Annotated in this window: 11 protein-coding genes; 10 read left to right on the top strand and 1 reads right to left on the bottom strand. The window is 62.7% G+C overall.

From position 1 onward, the window contains the following. Nucleotides 1-146 precede the first annotated feature (146 nt). The 9 genes from QM590_RS25090 (at nt 147) to QM590_RS25050 (ending at nt 9,930) form a co-directional block, all read left to right on the top strand. Entirely contained in the window at nt 147-569 is a 423-nt protein-coding gene (locus tag QM590_RS25090) for a transposase (protein ID WP_269596781.1), read from the top strand. 261 nt (nt 570-830) lie between these two features. Further along, a complete protein-coding gene (locus QM590_RS25085) occupies nt 831-2,582 on the top strand; it encodes an FAD-dependent oxidoreductase (protein WP_269596782.1) in 1,752 nt (583 codons plus the stop codon). 226 nt (nt 2,583-2,808) lie between these two features. Beyond that, complete coding sequence (locus QM590_RS25080) at nt 2,809-3,129, top strand: 2Fe-2S iron-sulfur cluster-binding protein (RefSeq protein ID WP_269596783.1); 321 nt, start codon at nt 2,809-2,811, stop codon at nt 3,127-3,129. 24 nt (nt 3,130-3,153) lie between these two features. After that, a complete protein-coding gene (locus QM590_RS25075; RefSeq protein WP_269596784.1) occupies nt 3,154-4,542 on the top strand; it encodes a cytochrome P450 in 1,389 nt (462 codons plus the stop codon). Continuing rightward, the gene (locus QM590_RS25070) at nt 4,539-5,747 is read left to right on the top strand and encodes an NAD(P)/FAD-dependent oxidoreductase (RefSeq protein ID WP_269596785.1); all 1,209 of its coding nucleotides are present in this window, start codon (nt 4,539-4,541) and stop codon (nt 5,745-5,747) included. The genes QM590_RS25075 and QM590_RS25070 overlap by 4 nt, the downstream gene beginning before the upstream one ends. Before the next feature lie 66 nt (nt 5,748-5,813). Beyond that, nucleotides 5,814-6,578, top strand: a complete 765-nt coding sequence (locus QM590_RS25065) for a transglutaminase domain-containing protein (protein WP_269596790.1) — start codon at nt 5,814-5,816, stop codon at nt 6,576-6,578. Between the two features lie 384 nt (nt 6,579-6,962). Continuing rightward, nucleotides 6,963-7,799: an SDR family oxidoreductase gene (locus tag QM590_RS25060; protein ID WP_269596786.1), complete on the top strand. Its 837-nt coding sequence runs from the start codon at nt 6,963-6,965 to the stop codon at nt 7,797-7,799. Nucleotides 7,800-7,845: 46 nt separating this feature from the next. After that, nucleotides 7,846-8,910 carry a BtrH N-terminal domain-containing protein gene (locus QM590_RS25055; RefSeq protein ID WP_269596787.1) on the top strand — a complete coding sequence of 355 codons (1,065 nt, stop codon included), beginning with the start codon at nt 7,846-7,848 and terminating at the stop codon, nt 8,908-8,910. A gap of 465 nt (nt 8,911-9,375) precedes the next feature. Next, nucleotides 9,376-9,930: a PaaI family thioesterase gene (locus tag QM590_RS25050; protein WP_269596788.1), complete on the top strand. Its 555-nt coding sequence runs from the start codon at nt 9,376-9,378 to the stop codon at nt 9,928-9,930. On the opposite strand, the gene QM590_RS25045 is transcribed toward QM590_RS25050, so the two are convergent. Next, nucleotides 9,915-11,423 carry an MFS transporter gene (locus tag QM590_RS25045; protein ID WP_411741387.1) on the bottom strand — a complete coding sequence of 503 codons (1,509 nt, stop codon included), beginning with the start codon at nt 11,421-11,423 and terminating at the stop codon, nt 9,915-9,917. The genes QM590_RS25050 and QM590_RS25045 overlap by 16 nt on opposite strands. Before the next feature lie 203 nt (nt 11,424-11,626). On the opposite strand from QM590_RS25045, the gene QM590_RS25040 reads away from it, so the two are divergent. Next, nucleotides 11,627-12,331 carry a TetR/AcrR family transcriptional regulator gene (locus QM590_RS25040; protein WP_269596789.1) on the top strand — a complete coding sequence of 235 codons (705 nt, stop codon included), beginning with the start codon at nt 11,627-11,629 and terminating at the stop codon, nt 12,329-12,331. The last annotated feature ends 313 nt before the right edge of the window (nt 12,332-12,644 follow it).

The raw sequence follows: 12,644 nt of genomic DNA, 5'->3' as shown, positions 1-12,644 counted from the left end.
ACCGCGCATCGCCGGTTCGTCGATCTGGCCGAGAAGATGTTGACCGAACCGGAACCGACACGGGTGCTCGGGATCGACGAGACCCGCCGCGGCAAGCCCCGATGGGACCGCTGCGAAACGACGGGCACCTGGGTGCGCACCGATCCATGGGGCACCGGTTTCGTCGACATCAGCGGCTCCCAGGGCATGATTGGGCAGCACAGTGGCCGTATGTCCTCGACGGTGATGCGTGGCTTCAGGCTCGCAGTGCGCAGTTTCGGGACGGGATCGAATACGTCGCCATCGACCCTGCCGCTGTCTACGCCGCTGCGGTCCGCACCCCGGACCTGTTGCCGAACGCGGTGTTGGTGGTCGATCATTTCCATCTCGTGGCCAAAGCCAACGACGCTGCCACCAGAGTTCGGCAGCGAGTGACATGGGATCAACGATCACGCCGGGGTCGGGCGATCGACCCGGAGTGGGCGAACCCGCGTCGCCTCCTTCGTGGTCGGGAACGTATGTCGGACAGAGGCTTTGCGCGGATGTGGAACGAGATCGAGGCTCAGGATCCCAGTGCTCAGATCTTGTGACGCACTGCCTCCTTTCGGTTCGGCTCGTCGGTGACGGAAGCGTCAACGGCTGGTGGTTGATGAGCTGCATCACTTGTATCTGTACACATGAAGTGCATCTGTCAATTAATTGGACAAAGGTTGCCGTATGTATAGTACGGTGAGCAGGTAGGCAGGCCGTCGCCTTTGGCCAAACCCTCGAGGGGGCGCACTCTCGCGCTGGGGTCCAGCCCCCCGGGGCGAGGAGCGGTCATCCGGTTTGAAAAACCAGAAGGAGACGCGATGGCAACGCCACCGAGCAGTTCAATCGATTACGACGTCTTGATCGTCGGTTCGGGCTTCGGCGGGAGCGTGACCGCGCTGCGGCTTGTGGAGAAGGGGTACCGAGTCGGGATCCTGGAAGCCGGCCAACGCTTCGAGGACAAGGACTTCGCGAAGAACAGCTGGGATCTCAAGCGTTTCCTGTGGGCACCGAAGCTCGGCCTCTACGGAATCCAGCGCGTGCATCTGCTGCGCGACTGCCTGATCCTCGCCGGTGCCGGGGTCGGCGGCGGATCGCTGAACTACGCGAACACGCTGTACAAGCCGCAGGCGCCGTTCTTCGAGGACAAGCAGTGGGCGCACATCACCGACTGGAGCAGTGAGCTCTCTCCGTTCTACGCCCAGGCCACCCGCATGCTCGGTGTCGTGCGCAACCCGCACATGACCCCCGCCGACGAGGTGATGAAGTCGGTCGCCGAGGACATGGGCGTTGCCGACACCTTCATTCAGACCCCGGTGGGCGTGTTCTTCGGAGACGAGCCCGGAAAGACAGTCCCGGACCCGTACTTCGGCGGTGCAGGCCCCGAGCGCACCGGATGCATCGAGTGCGGTGAGTGCATGACCGGTTGCCGCCACGGAGCGAAGAACACCCTGCTGAAGAACTACCTCGGCCTGGCCGAGCGCGCAGGAGCCGAGATCGTGCCGATGACGACCGTCACCGGTCTCCGCCCTCGATCCGACGGCACCTGGGACGTCGACACCGAACGCACCGGTACTCGGCTGCGCAAGGGCAAGAAGACGTACAGCGCAGCCAATGTCGTGTTGGCGGCGGGCACTTGGGGCACCCAGAACCTGCTGCACAAGATGAAGGACACGGGCGCGCTGCCCAAACTGTCGGACACGCTCGGCGAACTGACGCGCACCAACTCCGAGTCGATCGTCGGAGCGGCCAAGCTGGCGGTCGATCCGAACATGGACCTCACCCGCGGAGTCGCGATCACGTCCTCGTTCCATCCCAGCCCCAACACCCACATCGAACCGTGCCGCTACGGCAAGGGCTCGAACGCGATGGGCATGCTGCAGACACTGATGACCGATGGCGGCGGGAAGATCCCCCGGTGGCTCAAGTTCGTGTTCGCGTTGATCGCGCACCCGGTCCAGTTCATCCGCGTCGTGAACGTGCGGCGCTGGAGCGAGCGCACCATCATCGCGCTGGTGATGCAGAACCTCGACAACTCGATCACCACGTTCACCAAGCGTGGCCCCTTCGGCCGCAAGATCTCGAGCAAGCAGGGGCACGGTGAGCCCAACCCGACGTGGATCCCCGAGGGCAACGACGCCACCCGACGCATCGCGAAGAAGATCGGCGGCGTCGCGGGCGGTACGTGGGGAGAACTGTTCAACATTCCACTCACGGCCCACTTCCTCGGCGGCTGCGCCATCGCCACGGACTCCGAGCACGGCGTCATCGATCCGTACCACCGCGTCCACGGCTACCCGACCCTCAGCGTGGTCGACGGGGCTGCCGTATCGGCCAACCTCGGAGTGAACCCGTCGCTGACCATCAGCGCGCAGGCCGAGCGTTCCGCCGCGCTGTGGCCGAACAAGGGCGAGCTGGATCTCCGTCCGGCACAGGGGCTGCCGTACCAGCGTCTCGATCCGATCGCCCCGAACTCTCCGGTCGTCCCGGTGGATGCTCCGGGCGGTCTGCGACTGCCGATCGTCGAGATCCGAAATGGCCATCTAGTCGCTGGTGAGACGGCTCCGCGGTGAAAGAAGTACTTGGTGAGCGCGCATTTCGAAACAGGAACTCAGCCGCTCGATGCCTTCGTGTAGAGCGCAGAGCTGTCGCACTTCATATCTGGAGTGGACTCAGGTCGGATCTCTGGGGGGCGAACCGTCTGACCCGAATTCACAAGTTTTTGTCTACGGAACATGGCCGCCATTCACGTTTGCGGCGACACTTTTATCAATCGCGGAAGAAAATTGAGGAGTTGACATGGCAGCTGTAACTTTCGTCGCCCACGATGGTCAGAAGCACGAGGCGGCTCTGGTCGAAGGTCGATCGCTGATGCAGATTGCAACCGACAATGCTGTGCCGGGGATCGATGGAGACTGTGGGGGCGAAACGGCCTGTGGCACCTGCCATGTGATCGTCGACCCGCAGTGGTCAGGAGAGGTGGGTCTGTCCGGCTCCGACGAGGAAGAGATGCTGGCGATGAACCCCGAGCGTGAACCCACTTCTCGGTTGTCGTGTCAGATGGTGGCCTCGGAAGCGTGGGATGGCCTGATCGTTCGAACACCTGAATTCCAACTGTGATATGCGAAAGGCAGGCACGACAGCATGAAAGTTTCTGAGTCGATCACCGACAAGGTCCAGTCGACCATCCCGATAGGCCTGCAGATCCAGGGCGCTCATCTGTACGACAAGACCCGACGGTGGGTGACTGGAACGAATGGCAAGAAGATCTTCGTCGAAAGTCCCATCCCACCGGTCGAGGATGTCGAGCTCGCCGACATCGACCTCAGTAACCCCTTTCTTTACAGACAAGGGCGGTGGCAGTCGTATTTCGAGCGCGTGCGGAACGAGGCACCGGTTCACTACCAACCCAACAGTCCGTTCGGCCCGTTCTGGTCGGTCACGCGCCATGCCGATATCGTGGCCGTCGACAAGAACCATGCTGTGTTCTCGGCCGAACCGTTCATCGTCATCGGCGTCCCGCCCCGGTTTCTCGATATCGAGATGTTCATCGCGATGGACCCACCACGCCACGACAAGCAGCGCGCTGCCGTCCAGGGGGTGGTCGCACCGAAGAACCTCCGGGAGATGGAAGGACTCATCCGATCACGCGTACGGGAGGTACTGGACGACCTCCCCTTGAACGAGCCGTTCGACTGGGTCCAGAATGTCTCGATCGAGTTGACAGCTCGGATGCTCGCAACTCTTCTGGATTTCCCCTACGAACAACGCCGCAAACTCGTCTACTGGTCTGATCTGGCAACCTCGATGGAGCAAGCCAACGGTGGGCCCTCGGACAACGACGAGGTGTTCGAAGGCATGCGTGACATGGCCCGTGGCCTCAGCGCTCTCTGGCATGACAAAGCAGCCAGGAGGTCTGCAGGGGAAGAGTCCGGTTTCGATCTGATCACCATGTTGCAGAGCAACGAGGACACCAAGGATCTGATCGATCGTCCGATGGAATTTCTGGGCAACCTCGTACTGCTGATCGTCGGTGGCAACGACACGACGCGAAACTCGATGAGCGGTGGCGTTCTTGCGTTGAACCAATTCCCCGACCAGTTCGAGAAATTGAAGGCCAATCCCGATTTGATCCCCAACATGAACTCGGAAATCATCCGATGGCAAACACCATTGGCGTACATGCGCCGAATCGCCAAAGCCGACACCGTTCTGAACGGACAATTCATCCGCAAGGGCGACAAACTGGTGATGTGGTACGCCTCGGGTAACCGCGACGAACGCGTTTTCGAGGATCCTGATGATTTCATCATCGATCGCGCCAATGCGCGCAATCACATCGCGTTCGGATTCGGTGTACACCGGTGTATGGGCAATCGACTGGCCGAAATGCAGCTGCGGATTCTGTGGGAGGAGTTGCTTCCCCGCTTCGAGAACATCGAGGTCGTCGGCGACCCCGAATACGTTCAGTCGAATTTCGTGCGGGGCATCAGCAAGATGATGGTGCGCCTGACGCCTACTTCCAGCGCATGACATCGAAACGGGCGATCATCGTCGGCGCAAGCCATGCTGGGGCACAACTGGCAGCAAGTTTGCGCCAAGAGGGTTGGACAGGCGACATCGTCCTCATCGGTAACGAGTCTGCCACTCCCTATCAACGCCCCCCGCTGTCGAAGGCATACCTGGCGGGCAAATGCGTACTCGACGACATCGCCATTCGCAGCACGGACTTCTACTCCAAGCAAGGTATTCAGCTCCTGAACGCGCAGGTGGAGGCCATCGCTCGGTCGGAAGGCAACGTCGTTCTCGACACCGGCGAGAAGCTGGCCTACGACAAGCTCGCGCTGTGCACGGGAGCCCGTCCTCGTCGGCTCACCGTTCCCGGGGCCGATCTCCACGGGGTGTACTACCTGCGCACCGCAGCGGACGTCGAGAGGATCCGTATGGCCACCAGCCCTGGTCGGCGGGTGGTGATCGTCGGGGGCGGCTACATCGGACTTGAGACAGCGGCATCGCTGCGCGCACTGGGCGTACAGGTCACAGTCCTCGAGGCAACTGGGCGTGTGCTCGAGCGGGTCACTGCTCCCGACGTATCGACGTTCTTCGAGCGGATACATCGCGAGCAGGGAGTCGACATCAGAACGAACGCGATGGTCGAGGGCCTGTCCGGTGACCGTGAGGTTCGTGAAGTCACCTTGGCCAGCGGCGAATCGATCCCCGCAGATCTGGTCATCGTCGGTGTCGGCGTCGAGCCGAACACCGACCTCGCCGCCGATGCGGATCTTGTCATCGACAACGGCATCGTGATCGACGATCACACTCGAACCAACGACCCCGACATCATGGCGGCGGGGGACTGCGCGAGCCACGACATGGCCCGTTACGGCCGTCGACTACGGTTGGAGTCCGTCTCGAGCGCAGGAGAGCAGGCCAAAGTCGCTGCCTCGACCGCCTGCGGGAAGTCCAGAAGAATCGAAGCGTTGCCGTGGTTCTGGTCAGATCAGTATCACTTCAAGCTGCAGATCGCCGGCCTCAACACCGGATACGACGAAGTGGTTCTCAGCGGTGACCCCACCCGCGACAGTGATTTCAGTTGCTTCTATCTCCAGGCCGGTGAGCTCATTGCCGCCGACTGCATAGGTCGCCCGCGCGAGTTCATGTACAGCAAACGGGTGATCGCCCAGCGACTCCCCGTCCAACGCGAAGACCTGATGCTCGGCGGACTCGCGCGCAACTGACCGATCCTTCGGTCGTTGTGCACACAGCAACCGGTTTGCTAAGAAAAGGGAACATCAGCGATGACCATGACAGACCGCCCGCCCGGGGCACATACGAAGCAGCCACCACACGCGTACCTGGGAGCAACTGACTTCCTCGACATCGAGCACGAATCCGTGCGGGCGTTCACCGCCGCGGCAATCGGGGATGCGAGCAGCGACCGTGACAAGGCCAGACGCCTCTTCGCCGCCGTCCGCGACCAGATCTGGTACGACCCGTACACCGTGTCGGACGATCCGGCCCACTATCGAGCGAGCTTCGTCCTCGAGACCGGGCGCGCTTATTGCGTCCCGAAGGCGGTGCTCTTGACCGCAGTGTGCCGGGCGGCGGGTATTCCGGCACTGCTCGGCTTCGCCGACGTCCGAAATCACCTGCAGACCGAGGCGTTGCGCGCGCTGATGGGCGGCACCGACCTGTTCGTCTATCACGGCTACAGTCGTCTCTGCATCGAGGGCCGGTGGTTGAAGGCCACGCCGGCTTTCAATGTCGAGTTGTGCGCTCGTTTCGGCGTGCCGCCAGTGGAATTCGACGGCGATCGCGATGCTCTCATGCATGCCTTCACCGCAGACGGAGCCCAGCACATGGAGTATGTCCGCGAGCGAGGAGTCTTCGACGACCTACCCTTGGACGCGATCTTGACGGTGCTTCGGCACGCCTACGGACCGAAGATCTTCACGGGCGCTCACCCACTCGACGAGGCTTTCACCGGCACACCCGATCGCCGCACCCGGCCGTACGAAAATCCGGGGATCGAAACCCGCCGCGGGGGTCTCGATGAACACAAGCGGTGAGAACATACGCCCTGAACCCCGTATCGCGGCCGACTGCCGATCGGTCGGAGCTCTCTCCGCGAACAATCGCGGTCGTGAACACTTCGGACTGCCTCGGACACTTTCGAGCCGGGTGAGCCGATACCTGCTGGCAGAGCTGTGCCACATGACTGTCTCGTCGGCGTGGCCGTGTTCTGGCCGACACCGGAAGTTACACCGAACAGACGAGACCCGCTCTGCCGCTGGGGTTGCGGCTGCGTGCGATGAACGACCGAACCGAACGCCTCCCCAGGCACGAGACGCCGCGCGATACCCATACCCCTCTTCCGTGTGCGCAGCCGCTACCGCGAGAGCGGGCCGAACGGCGTGTCCCGATGTCGCATATCTATGCAAGGAGCGCAGCAGATGACGAACAACGTACCTCACACCCCCGCCAGGACCGTGGCGATCACAGGTGGAGCTCGGGGCATCGGCTATCAGACAGCTAAGGAGTTGATTCGACGAGGCCACCGGGTCGCCATCGGAGACATCGACGAGGCACGTGCGAAGGAGGCCGCCGCCGAACTCGGGGTGAAGGTCGTCACCCGACTCGACGTCACCGAGCCTGAGTCGTTCACAACGTTTCTGGACCTGGTCGAACGTGAACTCGGACCCCTCGACATCCTGATCAACAACGCGGGCATCATGCCTACCGGCCACGCCCACGAAGAGGACGATGCAGTAACCCGGCGGCAAGTCGAGATCAACCTCCTAGGTGTCATCTTCGGGACCAAACTGGCTCTTCAGCGAATGCTGCCGCGCCGCACCGGACACATCATCAACACTGCGTCATTGGCCGGCGAGCTCGCGGTACCTGGTTTGGCGACCTACTGCGCTACCAAGTTCGCAGTCATCGGATTCACAGAGGCCGCACGACTGGAGTACCGCAAGTCAGGGGTTCGACTGTCCACAGTCCGGCCGACGTTCACCAACACCGAACTCGTCGCCGGAACCGCCGGCGCAAAGGGATTACGCAACGCCGAGCCGGAGGAGATCGCCCGCGCGACAGCGGATCTGATCGAGAATCCACGCCCCTTCGTCCGCGTCACCCGTCTCGCAGGCGCAATGGTCGCGGCGGTGAAATTCGTACCCCGGCGGTTGGCGACCGGACTGGGTGCGGCCCTGAACACAGATTCGGTGTTCCTCGCGGACGTGGACATGGCTGCTCGCCGAACGTATCTCGACAGAATCCGGAACAGCTGAGCGTGCCGACACGCGCGCTCGACCATCCACCCGAAAGGCAGTCCCAGTGACCCACACGACTCTGATCGAGAACTATCCCCATCGGATGGGAGGGCACTGCGGGTCAGGTGCAATGCGAGACCTTCTACATTGGCACGGTCTGGGATGGGACGGACCACCCGACGAGGGGTTGGTGTTCGCACTGGGTGGTGATCTGGGTTTGTCCTACCTGCGATCGGACGACCTGGTCCCACCGATGTACCTGGTCGGCCGCGGCGCCGACTTCGAGATCGACTTGCCGCGCAGGCTCGGCGGACAAGTCGAGGTTCTCACGACCGACGATCCCGGTGAGGGATGGTCATGGGTTCGCGACGACATCGATGCGGGAAGACCCAGTCTGGTCTGGGCCGATATCGCTGAGCTGCCCTACTTACGGGTGAAACTGCAGATGAGTCGCCACGACATCGTGGTGATCGGCTACGACGAGATCGGGGGGACTGCCTCGGTCGTCGACAACGATCGGGCCGACGTGCAGGAGATCCCGCTCGACGCGCTGGCTCGGGCGCGATCTTCCACCTCGTTCCCTCAACCGACACGTCACTGCACGTACCGAATCACATGGCCGCAGACACTGCCGCCCGTGTCGACTGCCGCGGCTGCGGCCTTTGCCCGATCCGCCGCCAGCATGCGCTCCCCATCGACGCCGGGAATAGCCGACCACGTACCAGCGGCCGGTGCCGAAGGATTGGCCGCGGTCGACCGGCTGGCAACCGACGTGAAGAGCTGGGTCGACCTTCCGCCCGATGACCTCGAGACGCTGCTGTTCAGTCTCAGTATCTTCATAGAAAAGGCCGGAACCGGAGGCGGGCTCTTTCGTCGGCTTCTCGCAGACGGCTGTACCGAGATTGCACGTCTGACCGGTGATCCCGCTACCGCAGACCTCGCGGTGGCCGCCGATCACTGCGCCCAGGCCTGGACCCAAACTGCCCGTGCCGGAACACAACGCGGTCTCGATGTACGAACACGCGCAGCTGCGGTGGCCGTGTCGGCTGCCGGACTGCCTGAACTCGAGCTGATCCTGGTGGAGTCCCTGGAGTCTGCTTCACGCTCGCTGTCCGCCATCACGAGATGATGCCCACCGTCGTTCGAAGCCGCGCGGTAAACGGCGCATCGCACTGTGCTACAGCCGCTCGTCTTCGATCGCCGCAGGCGTGCGGAGGCACCGAACGACCGAAGAGTTGCCGTACGGAACAGTCGGACGCCTCTCGGTGGACACTGCATCGATGATGCCGTGTCGTTGCTCGGCAACAGACCCTGATCCCTTCACACGCCGACAGCAATTCGGCCGCCGACGGAAGCTTTCGATGTTTCACGGTCACCATTTTCGGCTCGACGGCCTCGTCGTGTGCGCTATCGGGCCAGGCCCCCGAAGGGGGGGCGGTGCATTCGGTGAGAAGACTCCCACTCGTGGTAACCATGGAGGGGGCGAGTGCGCCGACCGGTCGGACGAACGCCCTACCGGATGCTGTGGTGCACGCCGAGCGCGCGAAGACGCGACAGACTCGGCACGGTTTTTTCACGACAGAGAGGTCCGACCATGAAGAGAATTCCGGACGAGGTCAGCGGGTCGGCCGGCCCCGCTATCGAGAACTGGGCGCGCTCGTTCTGGAGCACGACTTCCGAGTCGCCTGATCTACCGCCCCACCACCCCGACTGTCTTGGTTGTGGGCCGGAGAACCCGCACGGCCACGCCCTGTCGGTCCAGCGTGACGAGAACGGCGTGGTGGCTCACCATGTGTTCGATCAGCGTCATGTCGGGGCACCCGGGATAGCACACGGCGGCGCGGTGGCGACCGTTCTCGACGATCTGTTCGGCTTCCTGCTCTACACAGTGGGTGAGCTCGCCGTGACGCGGCGTCTCGAGCTCGACTATCTAGCGCCGGTTCTGCTCGGCACTCCATACGTGTTGCGTGCTGCGGTTCGGTCTCGTGATGGGCGCAAACTGGATCTCACGGCCACGATGGACGATGCGCAGCGCCGCTCGGTAGCCACCGCTACTGCCCTGTTCGTGGTGGTCGAGGTCGAACACTTCGTGCAGTCCCAAGCCCGAGCCCAACTCCGGGCCACAGACACGAATCACACCGAAGGATAGACATCCCGGCCGGCCTTCACCCGACGTCCATCACCCGCGGTGGCTGTCGTATGGCTGCGTCTACCTGGCGCGAAGACGGCGAGGACGAGTGCCCCAGCGGCGGTCAGCGCCGCCAACGCCAGCGTCGCCTGACCACTTCCGTGTACGAATGCGGCTTTGGCGAACTCGGCCAGCGGCTGGCCAGCTGGTCCTGCGCGGTCGGCGACCTGCAACGCGGCGGCCAGAGAATCGGCCACCGGACCACGGGCAGGCTCGGGTATCTGGGGCAGAGCCGGCTGGATGTGCTGAACGTAACCGGCCGCGAGCACGCTACCGGCTACCGCAATCCCAATCGCGGCACCGATTTCGCGAGCTGCGTCGTTGACCGCGGCAGCCACCCCGTGCTTGGCCTCAGGAGTGTCCGAGACGATGGCGAAAGTCGCAGGGGCGGTACACAACCCTAAACCCGCGCTCATGATGAGCAAGGGCCACAGCAGGTCAGGGTAAGTCGCCGCGACGGTCAGTCTGCTCACCATCACCAGTCCCGCCGCGATGGTGAGCAGACCTACAGTGGTCATCACCCGCAGCCCAACAATGTTCGACAGCCAGGGTGCAATCACCGAGATCGCGATGAGCGGCACGACCATAGGGGTCAACGCCAACGCGGCGGTGAGCGGTCCATAACCAAGAATCAACTGCAGATACTGCACCAACAGCAAGAACACCCCGAAGGTCACCAGAAATTGGATACAGACAGACAGTGCGCCGGCACCGAAACCACGGCGGGCGAACAACCGGACATCGAGTAACGGTGCCGAGGAACGTAGTTCTACGACGACGAACACCACGACCGCAAACAAGCCCACCACAGTGCTGATGGCGACGAGTGAATCCGACCAGCCACGGGCCGGTACCTCGATCACAGCGAAGACGATCGCCCCGACTGCGACAACTACGGTCACCGCGCCCACCCAATCGACCGGTGGATGCTCCTGCTGGCGGGACTCCGCGATACTGCATGCCAACCCAGCCAGAACCGCTCCGGCGACGGTCAACCCGACGAACACCGAGGTCCACGACCACTGTTCGAGCAGCACTCCAGCCCCGAGGATGCCCAGGACCGCCCCGGATCCAGCAACCCCGGCCCACACACCTACAGCGCGACCGCGATGCGCCGGTGGAAATCCCGCGGTCAGTATCGACAGTGTCGAGGGCATGACCAGCGCCGCACCCGCCCCAGCCAAAGCGCGAGCAGCGATCAGCCACGCCGGGTCAGCGAGAAACAAGGGCAATGCCGACGCGAAAGCGAACAACGCCAACCCCGCCACGAGCACCCCGCGGCGACCGTAACGATCACCGATCGCACCGGCAGGCAGAACGAAGCACGCCAATACCAGCGTATAGCCGTCGACTATCCAGGTCAGTTGAGCTTGCGTCGCCCCCGTCGCGACCGCGATCTGTGGCAACGCTGAATACAATGCCGCCATTGCGGCCACCACCAACGCGACTGCCATGCACGACACAATCAACATCCACCACTGGGCACCGCTCCATCGAGCGACGCTGGCAGAGTCGGATCCACGTTCGTTCAACGGCCAGCCTCCCAATTCGAGACTGATCGTCTCGGTACGAGACTATTAGTATCATAACTCTGCGGGTGTGACAGAATGGTCATGCGAGGACATGTCTTGTCAGTCAAATGGAGCGGAGCCCGTTCATGGTCGACCCTCTCGTTGCGGCCGAGGGCCCGGCCGACCCTCGGCTGGCGCGCTCACGTAACCGGTTACTCGAAGCGGCCAGCCAGCTGCTAGCCACCGGCGGTGTCGAGGCGGTCACCGTGGAGGCGGTCACTCGCATGTCGAAGGTTGCGCGTGCCACGCTGTACCGACACTTCGGAAGTACCACTGACCTGCTTGCTGCAACCTTCGAGCGACTACTACCCCCAGTCGACACTGATATCGATACCGGTCCGCTACGCGAACGTCTGATTTCGTTGCTCACCACCCAGGCCGACCTCATCGAACAAGCTCCGGTGCAGATGACCACGCTGGCGTGGCTGGCAATGGGACCCGTCAACAGCGTCGACGCCAGTCGGCGCGATCTCGATCCTGGCGCGGTGGTCTCGCTTCGGGCCCGTGTCATAGAGCAATACCGCAAGTCCCTGGATCAGATCCTGACGGCCCCTGACGCCCGCGCTGTGCTCGGCGAGCTCGACACCACCTTCGCCCTCATTCAGCTCCTCGGACCGATCGTGTTCGCTCGCCTTACAGGACTGCGTCACATCCACGCCGACGACTGCATCCAAATCGTCGACAACTTTCTCGCCGCCCATGCCACGAGTGTTGGATCGAGCACTTCTCGCGACAACAGTCGTCCGTGGCCGGCCGCGACGCTAGACCCGCAGCTCAACGACGGCCGGTAAAGCTTGATGGGAAATTGCACCATCAATACGCTATCCAGTCAGGGATCGCAGCGCTCATTGGATACGGCCGAACGTGGGCGTAAGAACTCGGAGTTGAAGTGCAGGAGACTTCTGACATCGTGCAGCCGACTTCTGAAACTGACACGATTGTCAGTTTCGGGAGTGCGCGTCATGATTTCCTGGGGTTTTACCTCCGATTGCAGTCGTCTTCTGACATTCTGAGTGCAGAAGTGCCCCAAGGACCGTGTAAAAGATAACGTGTCCCTATGGTTTCTGTCAAGCTGCGTGAGCTGCGGGCGGTTGGTACAGGGTC

The sequence above is a fragment of the Rhodococcus sp. IEGM 1372 genome, assembly GCF_030056835.1.
In the GTDB taxonomy this organism is placed as follows: Bacteria; Actinomycetota; Actinomycetes; order Mycobacteriales; family Mycobacteriaceae; genus Rhodococcoides.
Note: the sequence above shows the minus strand (reverse complement) of the source record. Positions and strands in the feature narration are given on the sequence as shown.